The 15,756-nt window shown below is 68.4% G+C and carries 12 protein-coding genes and 1 tRNA gene; 6 read left to right on the forward strand and 7 right to left on the reverse strand.

The features are described from left to right. The first annotated feature begins 156 nt into the window (after window positions 1-156). The 3 genes from ACZ7OY_RS08460 to ACZ7OY_RS08470 all read left to right on the forward strand — a co-directional run bounded on the left by ACZ7OY_RS08460 (window position 157) and on the right by ACZ7OY_RS08470 (window position 4,977). Window positions 157-1,749 carry a serine/threonine-protein kinase gene (locus ACZ7OY_RS08460; protein WP_471910680.1) on the forward strand — a complete coding sequence of 531 codons (1,593 nt, stop codon included), beginning with the start codon at window positions 157-159 and terminating at the stop codon, window positions 1,747-1,749. A gap of 79 nt (window positions 1,750-1,828) precedes the next feature. After that, window positions 1,829-3,970, forward strand: a complete 2,142-nt coding sequence (locus tag ACZ7OY_RS08465; protein ID WP_471910681.1) for a UvrD-helicase domain-containing protein — start codon at window positions 1,829-1,831, stop codon at window positions 3,968-3,970. 275 nt (window positions 3,971-4,245) lie between these two features. After that, entirely contained in the window at window positions 4,246-4,977 is a 732-nt protein-coding gene (locus ACZ7OY_RS08470; RefSeq protein WP_471910682.1) for an EcsC family protein, read from the forward strand. A gap of 187 nt (window positions 4,978-5,164) precedes the next feature. Here the strand turns inward: ACZ7OY_RS08470 and ACZ7OY_RS08475 are convergent, their stop codons facing one another. Both ACZ7OY_RS08475 and ACZ7OY_RS08480 read right to left on the reverse strand, forming a co-directional pair. Continuing rightward, window positions 5,165-5,581, reverse strand: coding sequence for a protein kinase family protein (locus ACZ7OY_RS08475; RefSeq protein WP_471910683.1), 417 nt, complete (start codon window positions 5,579-5,581; stop codon window positions 5,165-5,167). A gap of 707 nt (window positions 5,582-6,288) precedes the next feature. Next, complete coding sequence (locus ACZ7OY_RS08480) at window positions 6,289-7,056, reverse strand: IclR family transcriptional regulator (protein WP_471910684.1); 768 nt, start codon at window positions 7,054-7,056, stop codon at window positions 6,289-6,291. A 280-nt stretch (window positions 7,057-7,336) separates the two neighbouring features. Between ACZ7OY_RS08480 and ACZ7OY_RS08485 the strand changes: the two genes are divergently transcribed. Continuing rightward, a complete protein-coding gene (locus ACZ7OY_RS08485) occupies window positions 7,337-7,858 on the forward strand; it encodes a hypothetical protein (protein WP_471910685.1) in 522 nt (173 codons plus the stop codon). Between the two features lie 211 nt (window positions 7,859-8,069). On the opposite strand, the gene ACZ7OY_RS08490 is transcribed toward ACZ7OY_RS08485, so the two are convergent. Next, entirely contained in the window at window positions 8,070-8,390 is a 321-nt protein-coding gene (locus tag ACZ7OY_RS08490) for a helix-turn-helix domain-containing protein (RefSeq protein WP_471910686.1), read from the reverse strand. A gap of 21 nt (window positions 8,391-8,411) precedes the next feature. Between ACZ7OY_RS08490 and ACZ7OY_RS08495 the strand changes: the two genes are divergently transcribed. Further along, entirely contained in the window at window positions 8,412-9,416 is a 1,005-nt protein-coding gene (locus ACZ7OY_RS08495) for a hypothetical protein (protein WP_471910687.1), read from the forward strand. Then, window positions 9,413-11,311 (forward strand): hypothetical protein, encoded by a 1,899-nt coding sequence (locus tag ACZ7OY_RS08500; RefSeq protein WP_471910688.1) that lies wholly within the window; start codon window positions 9,413-9,415, stop codon window positions 11,309-11,311. Before ACZ7OY_RS08495 ends, ACZ7OY_RS08500 begins: the two co-directional genes overlap by 4 nt. A gap of 246 nt (window positions 11,312-11,557) precedes the next feature. Here the strand turns inward: ACZ7OY_RS08500 and ACZ7OY_RS08505 are convergent. The 4 genes from ACZ7OY_RS08505 to sucC all read right to left on the reverse strand — a co-directional run bounded on the left by ACZ7OY_RS08505 (window position 11,558) and on the right by sucC (window position 15,742). Continuing rightward, window positions 11,558-11,645: transfer RNA gene (locus ACZ7OY_RS08505), tRNA-Leu, on the reverse strand. Window positions 11,646-11,775: 130 nt separating this feature from the next. Continuing rightward, window positions 11,776-13,371: an aldehyde dehydrogenase family protein gene (locus ACZ7OY_RS08510; RefSeq protein WP_471910689.1), complete on the reverse strand. Its 1,596-nt coding sequence runs from the start codon at window positions 13,369-13,371 to the stop codon at window positions 11,776-11,778. A 284-nt stretch (window positions 13,372-13,655) separates the two neighbouring features. Further along, window positions 13,656-14,597: a succinate--CoA ligase subunit alpha gene (gene sucD / locus ACZ7OY_RS08515; protein WP_471910690.1), complete on the reverse strand. Its 942-nt coding sequence runs from the start codon at window positions 14,595-14,597 to the stop codon at window positions 13,656-13,658. A gap of 14 nt (window positions 14,598-14,611) precedes the next feature. Continuing rightward, a complete protein-coding gene (gene sucC, locus ACZ7OY_RS08520; protein WP_471910691.1) occupies window positions 14,612-15,742 on the reverse strand; it encodes an ADP-forming succinate--CoA ligase subunit beta in 1,131 nt (376 codons plus the stop codon). Between the last annotated feature and the right edge of the window lie 14 nt (window positions 15,743-15,756).

A 15,756-nucleotide genomic window follows, 5' to 3' on the forward strand; every position in this document is an offset into this window, starting at 1 on the left:
GTCTGGGCCAAGTACGCGCTGGCGCGATGCAACCTGTCCGCCATGTCTTCGTAGGACCAGACTGGACGCAGTGATCCCTTTCCGGGGAAACTGGCCGCGGTCAACGGGGCTCGGTGGAACGAGCGAACCGGAGTGCAGGACGCGGGGCGGGGACAGGTGCCGGACAGACCGATCGCGGGCCGCTACGAGTTGTTGGAGCGGCTTGGCAACGGCGGTATGGGTGACGTGTGGCGGGGCTACGACGCGGTGCTGGACCGGCCCATCGCCGTGAAGCGAATCCGGCCGCAGGCCGTCGCCGCCACGCCCCGACTGGCCGAGGAGCTCGAACGACGCTTCCGCCGCGAGGCCCGGATCACCGCCCGCATCCAGCACTCGGGCGTGCCGCAGGTGTACGACGCCGTGCTCGACGCCACGTACGAGCACCTGTTCCTCGTCATGGAGCTGGTGGAGGGCGTCCCCCTCACCCGGTACGTGGACGAGGAGCGGCCCCTGCCGGTCAGCTGGGCCGTCGCGGTCGCCGCGCAGGTCGCCACCGTGCTCTCGTACGCGCACGACGTACCTGTGGTGCACCGCGACCTCAAGCCGTCCAACATCCTGGTTGCGCGGGACGGCACGGTGAAGGTCCTCGACTTCGGCGTCGCGGCGATCCTGCAGACCGATGTCACCAGGCTGACGGCCTCCGGCCACCCCATCGGCACGCACCAGTACATGTCGCCCGAGCAGGTGCGCGGCACCCGGGTCACCCCGCGCACCGACCTCTACGCCCTCGGCTGCGTGCTCCACGAACTTCTCTGCGGCAAGCCGCTGTTCAGCGCGCGCAGCGACTTCGAGCTGATGGACCAGCACGTCCGTGCCGCACCCACCCCGCTACGGCGGCTGCGCGCCGACGTGCCGGAGGAGCTGGAGGCGCTGGTCCTGCACCTGCTCCGCAAGACCCCGGAGGGCCGGCCTGTGGACGTGCAGGAGGTGTACGAGCGGCTGATGCCCTTCCTCCCGGCCCCCGGGGAGTCCTCCGCTCTCGGGGAGGCCGGGCCGCCCGGGGCGCCGGACCCGACGGGGCTCTACCGGCGCCCCTACGCACCCCGCGCCCGAGCCGACAGCCGTCCCCGTGTCGCCCAGGACCCGGCGACGCCCGGTCAGGTCGCCGGGTATATGGTCTCGGCGCCCGAACGGGAGTTGCTGCGGGCCCAGCTGCGGGAGGTCGACGAGCACTACATCGCCCTCATGGAGGAGGAGCGCTACACGCAGGCCGCCGAGGTCGCGGGGGAGATGATCGAGCCGCTGGCGCGGGCCCTGGGCGCCGAGAACAAGGCTGTCCTGCGGCTGCGACGTCGCCGCGCGGTCAGCCGACAACTGGCGGGCGACCACCGGGCGGCCCTGCCCGAGTTCGAGGCGCTGGCCGAGGCGTTCGCCCGCATCAACGGACCCTCCGACGAGGCTGCCCGTGACTGCCGTGCCCAGGCCGCCCGCTGCCGCAGCGAACTCGGCCAGGTGACCGAAGCGCTGGCGGAGCTCCAGGAGGTGCTGGAGGTGGAACGGGCCGTCGAGAGCGACGTCAGCGACGCGGCTGTGGAGCTGCGCCGTGACATCGGCGTGCTGCTGCTGAGCCAGGGCAACCCGGAGGAGGCACGGGCATGCCTGGAGACCCTGTACGAGGACGTCGTGCTCGTACAGGGCCCGCGCCACGAAGTGGCCGTCGAAGTCGCGGAGGTCCTGGCCGTGCTTCGCCGGGAACTCGACGGCGAGTGACCGGCAGAGCATGGCCGGAAAGCCAGTGAACCGATACCCGAACGGCCTGCGGCACGCCATGACGGCCTAAAATCCCGACATGCCGCACCTCGCCTTCGACATAGCCTTCTGCCAGCAGCTGGAGAAGCTCGAGAAGCACGTCAGGAACGGCGTGTTCGACGCCTGGGAGAAGTTCGAGCGGCTCACCCTCGACCAGCTCTTCAAGGACCCGGGCCTGAAGCTGGAATCCCTGAAGGGCGCCAAGGACCGGCAGATCCGGACCATCCGGATCACCCAGGGATACCGAGGTGTGGTCCTCGCACCCGAGACCGGGGACACCTTCGTGCTGCTCAGGGTCGGCCCGCACGACGAGGCCACCGAGTGGGCGGTGAAGCAGAAGGCGACCATCAACTCCGTCATCGGTGCCGTGGAGCTCCGGGAGATCGCCACCCTGGAAGAACTGACCCCGGCATACGAGCGCATCGCGCCCGCCGAGGAACAGCGCCTCTTCGCGAAGATTTCCGACGGGGAGATGGCCGCACTCGGCATCGACGCCACCACCCTCGGGCAGGCGCGTGTGCTGACCAGCCTGGAACAGCTCGACGTCTTCGGGCAGTTCTTCCCTCCGGACCAGTACCGGGTACTGGAACACCTGGCCCTCGGCGCGAGTGTCGAGCAGACGTGGCAGGAGGTCGTCGTGCCGGCGCTGGCCGACGCGGCTTCGCAGGAGCCCGTCGACACCACCGACTACGCGACCGCCATCGCGCACACCCGCACCCGGATCGCCGTCGTCACGGACGCCGACGAACTGCGCGACATCCTCGACAAGCCGTTCGCCGCCTGGCGGGTCTTCCTGCACCCCGCCCAGCACAAGGTCGCCTACCGTCCGTCGTACTCCGGTCCCGCGCAGGTGACCGGCGGACCCGGCACCGGAAAGTCTGTCGTCGCCCTCCACCGGGTACGGCACCTGCTGCAGCATCTGCGCGACGGCGACCGCATCCTGCTCACCACCTTCACCAACGCCCTCGTGGACTCCCTGTACGAAGGACTCTCTCTACTCGTCGACGACGCGGACCTGCGTGACCGCGTGGACGTCATGACCGTCGACGCCTTCGCCGGACGCGTGGTCAGCACCTCGCGTCGCCCGCTCACCGGGTACGAGGAGACTTCCCGTTGGGAACAGGCCGCGGAATCCGTCGGCTTCACCGGCACTCCGCAGTTCCTCGCCCAGGAGTACAAGCACGTCGTCCTCGCCCAGGACATCCGCGGCCGGGAGGAGTACGAGCGCTGCGAACGCCGGGGCCGCGGCAGCGCGCTGCCGTCCTCCGCCCGGCCGCTGGTGTGGCGGACCGTGGAGGAGTTCACCCGGCGGCTGGCCGAGGACGGGCTGCGCACCTACCTCGGCACCTGCGTGGAGGGCACCGACCTGCTGACCGAGCAGGGCCCGTGCTACCGGCATGTCGTAGTCGACGAGGCCCAGGACCTCCACCCGGCCCAGTGGCGCCTGCTCCGCGCGGCCGCCCCGCGGCGCCCAGACGACCTGTTCGTCGCTGGCGACCCGCATCAGCGGATCTACGACAACCGGGTGTCGCTGAAGTCCCTCGGCATCAACGTCGCCGGCCGCTCGACCAAGTTGCGCAAGAACTACCGTTCCACCCAGGAGATCCTCAGCTGGGCGACGGGACTCCTGCTCGGCCGCCCCTACGCCGAACTGGCCGACAGCGGGCGACACGACACTCTGATCGGATACAGCTCCGCCCTGCACGGCTCCGGTCCGCGCGTCCACTCGGCGGAGACGGAGGAGGCCGAACTCGACGCCTTGGTCGAGCAGGTGCGTGAGTGGATGGACGGCGGTGCCCTGTACGGGGAGATCGGGGTCTGCGCACGGTTCAACAAGACCTGCGAGAGGGCCAAGGACCGTCTGATCGCGGCTGGCATCCCAGCCAGCCGGGTGCGTGCGGGAGCCGCCCGCACCGACGACGCGATCAACGTGGGCACCATGCACACCTTCAAGGGGCTCGAGTACCGCTACACCGCCGTCCTCGGCGTCAACGATCGCGCCCTGCCGAATCCTTCGGCCATCACCTCCGAGGAGGACGACCGGCTCCAGCACGAAGCCGACCTCGCCGCGGAACGCTGCCTGTTGTTCGTCGCCTGCACCCGAGCCCGGGACGGCCTGTACGTTTCATGGACCGGGCGGCCGAGCCCGTTCCTGGTGGAGGCCGGCTGCGGTCCGCAGTAGCGAGCACAGCTTCCTCACCATCACCGACGCAAGCAAGCGCAAACATCAGCAAATTGTTTGACGATGCTTTCACTTCCATGGGAAGGTGTGGTCGTTTCAGCTGGTGCAGCGGTACGGCGAAGAGCGTCGTGGCGTGAGGGGTGGACGGGTGGTAGCGAGGGAATGCGGCTTCAACTCCCGCGGCTTTGCCGGGGACGCCTGCGACTGGAATCCCTCTCCTGCCCGCAGCGATGCGGGGACGCCCCTCGACGGGGTGCTCGCGGAAGGGGGGCGTGATGGCCGACAAGGAGACTCCCGACGAGGGGGCGGGCGAGAAGACGGGGCAGTGGGTTGCCGATCTCGCGGAGAAGGTCATGGTGACCGGTGTGGGACCGATGACGGGGTCGATGCCCTGGGCCGAGGCCCGCCTCTCGCGTCGGCAGGGTTCCGACTACAGGGCACCCGGTGACGACGAGCGCCGTTCCCCCGAGGACATGAAGGTCGACATCGATGCGGTCATAGCTCGCCTCATCAAGGAGTCCGTGGCCGCGGCTGGGACTCAGGGGTTCGTTACCGGGCTCGGAGGTCTGGTCACTGCAGGCGTGATGCTCCCTGCGAACGTGGCCGCGTCCGTCGCCATCAACATGCGGATGGCCGGTGCCATCGCGCACCTTCGGGGATGGGACATCCGTGATCCGCACATGCGGACCGTCGCGATGATGCTCGCGATCGGAATGAGCACGCAGAAAGTCCTGGCGACCTTCGGCGTGAAGGTCGGCCAGAAGCTCGGCGAGCAAATAATCAAGAAGATCCCGATCGCGATGATCCGGGCGATCAACAAGAAGGCCGGGACCTACCTCATAGCGAAGTACGGAACCCAGCGTGCCGCCATCACTCTCGCCAAAGGTGTTCCGATCCTGGGAGGCCTTGTCGGAGGTGCTGTGGACGCAGGAGCGACGGCCGCCATCGGACGGGCCACGGACAAGGCCTTGCGCGGCGACATCCCGCGAGCTGAGGAACCGGAGTAACGAAGAAGCGAGCCTGGTGGACGAGCGCTCGCCCGTTCCTCGCTGCGCACGGAGAGGCAGACGGAGGACTTCCGGCTCTGCCTGCGCTCGTCGCCGCCAGGCCTCATCAGATCTCGCCGAGAACGCGAGACTTACGATGCTCCGCACATCACGATCAACCAAGAAAGTGCCACGAGGACTGCGACCGTCAGGTCAAGTTGAGCACCACCGGACCGTTGGGGCCGAGAACCACGTTCCCTGGCTTCGAGTCACGATGCAGCAGATCTGCACCGTGGACCGACTCCAGCGCCTCGACCAGCCCGAGTCCCAGCGCGACCCACGACCCGAGCTCTGTGATAAAGCCACCCATCTCGACCTGGGTGTCCAAGGACGGGCCGGGGATGCACTCCATGGCGAGCCACGGCTCGACGGCCTTAGGCGAGGCTTCGAGGAACGTGGGAACCCGGGGACCGACCACGGTACGAATCGCATCCACCTCGGCGATGCGCCGCGCCCGGATACGTTCCAACCTGTCCGCGTTGTCGTCGGCCTGCAAGGCGGGCCGGATCGTCTTGACCACGGCCAGCGCGCTCTCCCTTATGGCCGGCACATCCGGATCAGCCATCCGGTGAGCGGACTGCCAGGAGCGGTCCCAGCCTCGAGCAGCAGGCGTCGTACCAAGTGCGCCCGGCCCATGCCGCCTTCGCCCAGCACGGAAAGTGTCACGACTGGCTTGGAAGCCGTGGAGAGCCCGAAACTACAAGTGGCCGGTTAAGCGGCCATGCGTCAGGATTGGTCCGTGCCTGTTTTCCTGGATGCCGTTAGGGGCTTGGGGCGCCCTGTTGTGCCAGCGCCCAGGATGCGGCGAGTGGTGTTCGTCGCGGTGCTGAATATGGAAGGGCGACTTGCCCTAGTGGCGAACGACCTTCCTGGAGCCCGTCCCCAATGGGTGCTGCCTTCAAGATCCGCCCGAGCCACGGAGTCCTACCGCGAGGCAGCAGTGCGCGTGCTGCACGACGTAGTCGGCGCGATGCCGGTGCGCGGGGGCGCCGTCGAAGGATGTCGGTGGGCTCAGGTTCCTGTGCCTGTGAGGCGGAGCCGTCGAGAGGCACACGTGCTCATATTTCGTCTCACTGCGACTGGTGACCCACCCGAACCTCTGTTGCGGAAGGGAGCGACACACTGGGTGGGACCCGAGGAGTGGCCGGAGTTGGGCACACGGTGCGATCTACCGAATGTAGATGTGCTGCTGACGGGATACATGGAAGGGTGGATCCCAGATGGGCGGATCACACTGGAGCCTTAATGCCTCATCCCTTCGGTACCCGTTTGTCACTCTGCCCTGGCGATCGCGGTGACGGTCTCCTGCAAAGCCGCGGCAACCGCCGGCATATCCTGTTCTCGTAGGCGTACAGCGGGTGCGTGCACGGCGATCGCGGCGAGTGGCTCCCCGATGCGATTCCGGACGGCCACCCCTACGCTGTGCAGGTCGTGTGCGCTTTCTTCGAGGTCTGCCGCCCATCCTCGGACTCTGATTTCCTGCAGCTCCACCTCAAGCAGCGGCCATTCGGTGATGCTCGCTGCTGCCGTTGCGGCGAGTGCAGCCGGAAGAGCCGCGCGCACCTGTGCCGGGTCACGGAGCGCAAGAAGGGCCTTGCCCGCCGCTGTGACATGCGCGGGAAGGGACTGGCCAAGCGGAACGCTGACGCGCAGAACCTGCCGACACTCGACTCCGTCAAGCAGCCGGACGACGGCGGCGTCCAAGCTATACAGGCATACCGTCTCCTGCAGCTTCTCGGACAGTTCTTCGAGGGGTCTGCGGGCCTGCCGCCGGACGTCCAGCTGGGCGATGGCGTCCAGTCCCATACGTACGAGTTGTGGACCCAGTGAGTATCCACGCTGTCCCGGATCATGGCGCAGGAAGCCTGCGTGCGTCAGGGTGACCAGCACTCGGTGTGCGGTGGAGCGGGAAATACCAAGTTCCCGGGCGGTCTCGGTGACACCGACCCCTCCCCGGTCATGAGCCAGGGCGAGAACATCCAGAGCCTTTGTCGCCGACGCTAAGGCTTCGGTCGCCGACAGATGATTTACATCCACCATGAAGGAACGGTAGCGCCCATGAGCTCCCACAGACCGGGAGCTTCGCCAAAATCCACACCGTCAGATTTCCGCGCTGACACGCCTCACGGCTCCAATGCGGTTCCGCAGAATTTCGACGAGCCACTTCTCCGCCATGACAGGTCGTTTTCTGCGATAAATCAGACTGAATTTAACTCACTTGGGTGTGCTGCTGACCGCTTTATGGCACCTCACAAGAACTGTGCGCGTGCCACAGTGTGGCGTCCCTAGACTGGCAGCGGCCTTCCTTGAGGAGTTCACCATGGCGGGATACCGGGCAGGCGCACCTGCGTCGAGCAAAGGTGTCTATGTCGGCTTGGCCCGGCATGCCGTGGAGGAACTGATCACTTCACTGCGTGGCGAGTTGGCCACGCTGGAGGCGGTCCTCGCGATGATGTGCCAGGAAGTCGAATTCGCCAATGTTCACGAAGAGCGGCCAGCCACCGAGAAGGACATGACAACCGCCCAGCCCTCCGGGGAGGCACGGTCCGAAGATTCTGTCTCCGACGAGGATCCGTCGACAGAAGAGGCGCGTCCGAGCTCTGGTACACAAACCCTGGGACCTCCACGCAACGGAAGTATGCGCGATGCGATCCTCACGCTCCTGTGCGCCACCCAAGAGGCGATGTCGATCACCGATATCGCGGCGGCCGTGCGCCCGGGTGCGGACGCGACGGTCCGCTCATCCGTAGGGAAAACCCTCAACCGCATGAAGCAACTTGGGGAGGTGGAAAACGTAGCGCCAGGGATGTTCCGGGCCGTGCTGACATCCCTAGTTTCTTGATCCACCTGAGCGTGACCCCAACCCAATAAGCAGGCCTCCCTCGATTATCGGTCGAGGGAGGCCGCCCAAACGCACGAACGGACGCTTCTCCTAGCAGGGTTCCGGTCCGTCGTGCACGTTCACTCTAGCGCCGCCGACGGTCGCGCTAGAGAGAATCTGTGCCGTCATGCGATGGACCGTGCACGACTGACCCCAAACGAGCAATTGAGGATCAGTCATGGGCACATTGAGTCGCATTCGATCCGGGCCAGAGTGCAAGGCCCAGAGCGCGCTCCAGCCGGCAGACCGTCAGGACATCCGGCCAGCTGGCGCCCGCCAGCAGATCGCCGATGGTCTGCCTGCCGACGTCGCTCTGGGCGGCCAGTGCACGCAGCGAGAGTTCCGGTCGCTCTCCCAGGGCGGCGGCGAGGCGGCGGGCAATCGTCTGAACCACCGCTGCAGCGGGCTCCCCAACGATCCGGGCATCCGGCCACTCATCCGGGTCGACGGCGTAATTCCGTGGCGACGCCGTGCGCGCTCGACCTCCGGTCATGAAGATGCGCTCCTTCAGATCATGATCGACACTGACATCAGCGGCCGGTTAACCGGCCAGATGTCATGGGCCTTGCGCCTGGAGGTCGCTGTGTCGAATCGCCTGCTGGCGTACGCACCGAAACCGGAGACGGTGCCGCCTGCCCAGTGGCGCTGCATCGCGCCGGTCGTCCGCTCGCTGGGATTCCTGGCGGTTGCGTCCGGGCCCTACGGCCCAGATGTGATCATGACGCCGCTCGCGCGGCTGGTCGCCTGGACCGAAGCCCAAGGCCTCCCACTGGAACCCTCGGTGATCCTTGACCAGAGCACCGTCGAGCGGTTCATCCTTGTCGGCTGCCGCGACATGGCCGCCAACAGCCGACGTACCTGCAGCAGCCAGCTGCGCCGGGCATCCGAGGCGCTCCTGCTGGATCAGCTCGGACAGCATCCGCCGATCCGGCTGAAGGCTGCCGCGAGCCCAATGACGCCTTACCCACCGGCGGAAGTCGCCCACTGGCTGATCTGGGCGCAGAGCCTGCCCACCGCGGCACAGCGACGCAATGCCTGTCTGCTCTTCTGCCTCGGTGTCGGGTGCGGCCTCGCTGTCGAGGATCTTGTGTACGTTCAGGGGCGGGATATCCACGCGGGCCCCACCGGGCGGGCACTGGTCAAGGTCCACGGGCGCAGGCCGCGCACCGTCGTGTGCCGTTACGCCTACGAGGAACTGCTCCTGGCGGAGGCTGTAGACATCCCGGGAGGCGCGTACGTCTTCCGGCCGGACTGGCAGGACCGCACCAGCAAGCACATCGCATCGGATTGTCTCGCCAAGTACCCACGGATCATCGGCCGTTGCGACGGTGCGGTGCTGCAGACCCAGCGGCTGCGCACGACCTGGATCGTCGATCTGCTGAACGCGGGCATTCCGCTGAAGGTGATCCTCAAAGCGTCGGGGCTCGCGACGCTGCACAGCCTCTCGCGCTACCTCGTCTTCCTCCGCGACGTACCCGAAGCAGAGGCATCCGATCTGTTGCGGGGAGCGGCGGCGTGAGCAGGAAGAACCCGGAGAACAAACCCTGCCGGCGCACCGGCCTCGCCCTACGCCCCGCACCGCAAGCCCCCGGCCGCACCCTCAACGATCGCGTTGTGAACCAGGTCTTCCACCTTGTGCGGCACAGCGGTGTACTGGAACGCCTCCCTTCCGACGACCACAGGCCGGGACCCAAGGGCATGCCCTTCCGCACTGTATTGATCGGCCTGATCCTGTCGCAGTACATGGGCAAGAGCGCAAACATCGATGACGCCTGGGAGACTCTCTTCTTCGCGCTGTCTCCCGGGGCCAAAGCCCTGCTGGACGTTCCCGACATCGACCTGGACATCCCTGAAGGGGCCACCGCCGAAGAGATCGACCACATCGCGCACAAGCAGTACGCGATGTCGAAGCGGGTCTACCGGTCCTGGACCTCGATGACCAAGCGCCTCGACCCGGCGCCGCACGACCGCCGCAAACGACTGACACTCGGCGAGGCCAAGAAGATCCGACGGCAGTGGAATGCCCGCGCCAACAGGGACACCGTGCGCAACCTGGAAGCCATCGCCCAGGACTTGGTTCTCGCCCCGGTCATGGCCTCCTACCAGCGCGGCGACTTCGCCCGCTGGCACGGTCATATCGCGGTCGACGACACTCCGGTTCCGGTCTGGGGCAAAGAGCCTGACTACCGCAGAGACCGGGCCTCGCTTGAGATCACCGCCGGGATGTACACAAAGGGAAGAGCGCCGAAGCGGCCGGTGTATCCCGGCGGAGCAGTGGCCCCCACGAACACCGGCACCCGACGCGGCGCAGCCAACAAGCCGGCGACTCGCACGATCAAACCGACGCAGAAGAAGACCAAGGCACCGGAGAAGAAGGAGTTCCGCTACGCCATGATGGCCGCGTTCCCCGGCCACGGCCACGGCGACCTCGCCGGCGCCTACCCTGCGGTTTGTCTCGGCATGATCCTTCATACGCCGGGCACTGAACCAGGGCCCGCCGCCCTCCGGGCCATCCAACCGGCCTTCGAGCGGGGCCTGGTCAAAGATCTCTTCTGCGCCGACCGGGGCATCTCTCAGGCCAAGTCCCACAACCTGCATCTGCAGCTGCTCGAACTCGGCCTCGACGTGGTGAAGCACTACAACGACGACAAGGTCGACCGGCAAGGGGAATTCCGAGGCATGGAGCTGGTCGGCGGCGAGTTCTACTGCCCGATGATGCCCACTCCGCTCGTCACCGCAGGCACCGCTTACATCAACAGCCGCACGGACGAGGACCGCGCCCACGCTCTCAATCTGATCCAGTCCCGAAAGGACTTCCAGACCAAGGTCAAGGAGTACGGGCCCGCGGGTGACCAGCGTCGGCAGTGCCCGGCCCTCGGACCACACGCCACGGTCACCTGCTACCGCCGCCCCCAACCGCGCCCGTCCACCATCGTCGACCTCGACGCCCCTGCTGTCCGCACCCCGGCCGCCCTGCCCTCCATCACCAAGCCCAAGCGGGACATCAGCGCCTACCCCGACATCTGCACCGGGAAGAGCATCACTGTCCCGGGCACCGTGCTGGCCAAGTGGCGTCAGAAGTACGCCTTGTTCACCCCCCTGTGGCAGGAGGCATGGTCCGGACTGCGCAGTCAGAACGAGGGCGGCAACGGAAACCTCAAGAAGTCTGCCCTCGACAGCATCGACAACCCCCAGTTCCGCCTGCCCCACGGACGCGTCGCGCAGACGCTGCTCAACGCCGTGATCATCTTCGTGGCGAACCTCAGAGCCATTCGACGGTTCCGCCGTGACCAAGGCATCCAGCCGCGCAAAAACAGCACGCCGCATACAGCACCCACAAGCGGCCAGCCCATCGAGCCATCTCGGTCGCAACCGCTTGCGACCGGGCCGGCCGAGCCTCTGCCACGTGAGTGACGCGCCCCCGCCACACTCCGTCCCCTGAAAACCCCACATGCCTGCGTCACGGCCACGAGCCGTCGCGCAGGCATGTCCTGTTTCCGCAGGTGAGAGGTGCAGCACCCGGACTGTCACCGCACCAACCCCTCACCGAGCCGATCACGCGGCCCGAAGGCCCCAGGAACGACGAAAAACCGGTGAGTCATATGACTCAACCGGTAATTCGTGAACGCATCGGAGACGATCTCGTGAACGTCCCAATGATGGTGTCCGAGGGGGGACTTGAACCCCCACGCCCGATAAAGGGCACTAGCACCTCAAGCTAGCGCGTCTGCCATTCCGCCACCCGGACAAGGTGTCTGCCGCCTTGCGGGGCGTGTTCCCCGCGGCGACATGGACAACAATACCAAGGTTTCGGAGTGCGTTTCACCTGCATATCCGCACTGTGAGGCGGGGGCGGGTCCGGGCGGACCCGAGGTGGGTCAGGGCATGAGGTGGTAGTCCGGGAAGTTGCCCGGCAGCCGTTCGCCCGCCGGGCCCCGGGTCACCGCTCGCACCAGCAGATCGCCGCCGACGAACGCGCCGCGCCAGGACGCGCCGAAGCCGCCGAACAGCTCGTCACGGTCGCCGCGCGAGCGGGGCTTTCCGTGCCCCACCTTGAAGGCGCGGATCTGCGGCGCCAGCCGGTCGTAGGTGGCCCGGTCGTCCGTGGACAGCGTGGCGACCAGCGCGCCGTTGGACGCGTTCATCGCGGCGAGCAGCTCCGCCTCCGTGTCGACCAGGACGATGGTGTCGACCGGGCCGAAGGGTTCCGCGTGGTGCAGCGGGGAGGACGGGGGCGGGTTCAGGAGCGTGACCGGCTGGACGTAGGCGGAGGTGTCCTGACCGGGCAGGAAGCGGGCGTCGGCCGGGTTGCCCCGGTGCAGCGGGATCGCGCCGCGGTCGACGGCCTCGGCCACCTGGTCCGTCAGCTCCTTGGCCTTGGCCGCGTTGATCACAAGGCCGAAGTCCAGCGCGGGGCAGGGGTCGTCGGGCCGGTCGACGGCGAGCGGGTGACCGATCCTGAGCGTACGGACCGCCGGAAGGTACGCGGCGAGGAACGCGTCGAACAGCTCGCGCTGGACGACGAAGCGCGGGTACGCCGTGCAGCGCTGCTTGCCGTAGTCGAAGAGTTTGGGCACGGCGGCCGTCAGCGCGTCCCAGTCCGAGTGGTTCCAGATGCCCCAGGTGTTGAGTCCCTCCTGTTCGAGGATGTGCCGCTTGCCGAGGTCGGCGACCGCCGTGGCCACCGCGGCGCCGGTGTCGCGGCCGCCGACGAAGGAGACGCAGCCGATCTCCGGCGCCCGCACCAGCGCCTCCGACAGCTCGCCCCCGCCGCCGCTGACCAGGGTGACGGGGATGCCCTCACGGGCCGCCAGCGCGCAGGCCAGGGTCAGACAGGCGACACCGCCGTCGGTCGGGGTCTTGGCGATGACCGCGTTGCCCGCCAGCGCCTGGACCAGCAGGGCGTGGACGAGCACGCTCATCGGGTAGTTCCAGCTCGCGATGTTGGAGACCGGGCCCTCCAGCGGCGCCCGGCCGGCGAGCATCGGCTCGATGCCGTCGACGTACCAGCGCACTCCGTCGATGGCCCGGTCCACGTCGGCCCGGGCGAGCCGCCAGGGCTTGCCGATCTCCCAGACGAGCAGCAGGGCGAGGAGTTCCCGGTGCTCGGCGAGGGCGTCGAGGGTGGCGGCGACCCGGGCCCGCCGTTCGTCGAGCGGTACGTGCCGCCAGGCCCGGTGCTGGTCGAGCGAGGCCCGTACGGCCTGCCGGGCGGTGCCCCGGTCCAGGCGCGGCGCGCCCGCGATCGGGCTGCCGTCGACGGGGCTGGTGGCGGGCAGGGCCCGGCCGTCCGCCTGCCAGCCGGCCTGCCAGAGGTTGAGGACACGGTCGTCCCGGAAGGCCTCGGGGGCGACGGCCAGACAGCGCCGCCAGGCCTCGGACCAGGACGTTCCGGCTTTCACGGTGAGGGTCCGGGGGCCGGGAGCCCCACTGTCCGGATTCGGGTCGGGGTTCAGGTCGGGGGTGGGTGCCATGGTCGGACTCCGCTCTCGGTGCACAGTCGGGGGCGGGATATGGATGGCTCGCGCCGCACGCGGTTCGCACCACCGGGCACGGGCGGGCGTGGGGTACGCATGGACGCATATACGGACGTCCTGCGGATGACGGTTTCGTCCTCACAAGCGTCGCTCGTCCCTACACGACAAGCCTCGCTCGTCACTACATGCGTCTCTCGTCCTTATATGCGCTTCTCGTCCCTACAGCGTCTCGCACGGATGAACGTAGTGGCATCCACCCGGCGGGTGACAGTCACCTCGCATCAACTATGAGTGACATCACGGCCGCGATCGTGTCCGGCGAGCGTGGCCAGGACGAGCCGGGCCGTGTCCGTCGGCGTGTCCCCGACCCGCACGCCGGCCGCCTCCAAGGCCCGCTTCTTCGCCTGCGCCGTACCGGACGAACCGGAGACGATCGCGCCCGCGTGCCCCATCGTCCGCCCCTCGGGCGCGGTGAAGCCCGCGATGTAGGCGACGACGGGCTTGGTGACGTGGGCGCGGATGTGAGCGGCCGCGCGTTCCTCCGCGTCGCCGCCGATCTCGCCGATGAGGACGATCAGGTCGGTGTCGGGGTCGTCCTGGAACGCGGCCAGGCAGTCGATGTGCGTGGTGCCGACGACGGGGTCGCCGCCGATGCCGACACAGGTCGAGAAGCCGACGTCGCGCAGTTCGTGCATGAGCTGGTAGGTCAGGGTGCCGGACTTGGACACCAGGCCGATCCGGCCGGGCTCGGCGATGTCCGCGGGGATGATGCCCGCGCCGGACTGGCCGGGGGTGATCAGGCCGGGGCAGTTGGGGCCGATGATCCTGGTTCCCCGCCGCCGCGCGTGGGTGGTGAAGGCGACGGTGTCGTGCACCGGGATGCCCTCGGTGATGACGACGGCGAGGCCGATGCCCGCGTCGGCGGCCTCGATCACGGCCGCCTTGGCGAAGGGGGGCGGGACGAAGACGACGGTGACGTCGGCGCCGGTCGCCGCCATGCCCTCGCGGACCGAGCCGAAGACGGGAACCGCGACGGTGGCGCCCGCCCGGCCGTCCGGGCCGCGGGGGACGTCGAAGTCGACGGTGCGGCCCGCCTTGCGGGGGTTGACGCCGCCGACCACGTTGGTGCCGGCCGCGAGCATCCGGCGGGTGTGCCTGGTGCCCTCGCCGCCGGTCATCCCCTGGACGAGGACCCTGCTGTCCTTGGTGAGGTAAATGGCCATGTCGTCCCGTCTCCTCAGGCGTCGGTGGCGAGTTGCGCGGCACGGCGGGCCGCGCCGTCCATGGTGGTGGCCTGTTCGACCCGGGGGTGGGCACTCCGGTCGAGGACGGCGCGGCCGCGGGCCGCGTTGTTCCCGTCGAGGCGGACCACGAGCGGTTTGGTCAGCCGGACGCTCTCCAGAGCCCGCACGATGCCTTCGGCGACCGCGTCGCAGGCGGTGATGCCGCCGAAGACGTTGACGAGGACGGACTTGACCGCCGGGTCGGCGAGGACGACGGAGAGCCCGTCGGCCATCACGCGGGCGGACGCGCCGCCGCCGATGTCGAGGAAGTTCGCGGGGCGTGCGCCGCAGCCCGCGACCACGTCGAGCGTCGACATGACGAGGCCCGCGCCGTTGCCGATGACGCCGACCTCGCCGTCCAGCCTGACGTAGTTGAGGCCCTTCGCGGCGGCCGCCGCCTCCAGCGGGTCGCCGGGCGCGGGGGTGTCGGCGCCCCAGCGCTCCTGCCGGAAGCGGGCGTTGTCGTCGAGGGTGACCTTGCCGTCCAGGGCGAGGATGCGGCCCTGCCGGGTGCGCACGAGCGGGTTGACCTCGACGAGGAGGGCGTCCTCGGCGACCAGCACCTGCCAGAGGCGGACCAGCGTGTCGACGGTCTGCGGCGGCAGGCCGGCCGCCTCGGCGATCTCGCCGGCCTTCGCGGAGGTGACGCCCTCGGCCGGGTCGACGGGGACGCGTGCCACCGCCTCGGGCCGGGACGCGGCGACCTCCTCGATGTCCGTGCCGCCCTCGGCGGAGGCGATCGCGAGGAAGCCGCCGGCCGCGCGGTCCAGTACGTAGGAGACGTAGTACTCGGCCTCGATGTCGACGGGCCGGGCCAGCATCACGGCGCCGACCCGGTGGCCCTTGATGTCCATGCCGAGGATCTGCCGGGCGGTCAGTTCGGCGGCGGCCGGGTCCGCGGCGAGCCTCACGCCGCCGGCCTTGCCCCGTCCGCCGGTCCTGACCTGGGCCTTGACGACGGCCCGGCCGCCCAGCCTGCGGGCGATCTCGCGTGCCTCCTTCGGCGAGTCGGTGACCTCGGCCGGTGACACCGGGATGCCGTGTTCCTCGAAGAGCTGTCGTGCCTGGTGTTCGTACAGGTCCATCTCGGCTCCTGTCG

The sequence above is a fragment of the Streptomyces sp. NPDC107559 genome (genome assembly GCF_055657365.1).

Coding starts and splice junctions, on each gene's coding strand:
- ACZ7OY_RS08465 (WP_471910681.1), top strand. CDS start 1,829: ATGCCGCACCTCGCCTTCGACATAGCCTTCTGCCAGCAGCTGGAGAAG.
- ACZ7OY_RS08470 (WP_471910682.1), top strand. CDS start 4,246: ATGGCCGACAAGGAGACTCCCGACGAGGGGGCGGGCGAGAAGACGGGG.
- ACZ7OY_RS08475 (WP_471910683.1), bottom strand. CDS start 5,581: ATGGCTGATCCGGATGTGCCGGCCATAAGGGAGAGCGCGCTGGCCGTG.
- ACZ7OY_RS08480 (WP_471910684.1), bottom strand. CDS start 7,056: ATGGTGGATGTAAATCATCTGTCGGCGACCGAAGCCTTAGCGTCGGCG.
- ACZ7OY_RS08485 (WP_471910685.1), top strand. CDS start 7,337: ATGGCGGGATACCGGGCAGGCGCACCTGCGTCGAGCAAAGGTGTCTAT.
- ACZ7OY_RS08490 (WP_471910686.1), bottom strand. CDS start 8,390: ATGACCGGAGGTCGAGCGCGCACGGCGTCGCCACGGAATTACGCCGTC.
- ACZ7OY_RS08495 (WP_471910687.1), top strand. CDS start 8,412: ATGATCGACACTGACATCAGCGGCCGGTTAACCGGCCAGATGTCATGG.
- ACZ7OY_RS08510 (WP_471910689.1), bottom strand. CDS start 13,371: ATGGCACCCACCCCCGACCTGAACCCCGACCCGAATCCGGACAGTGGG.
- sucD (WP_471910690.1), bottom strand. CDS start 14,597: ATGGCCATTTACCTCACCAAGGACAGCAGGGTCCTCGTCCAGGGGATG.
- sucC (WP_471910691.1), bottom strand. CDS start 15,742: ATGGACCTGTACGAACACCAGGCACGACAGCTCTTCGAGGAACACGGC.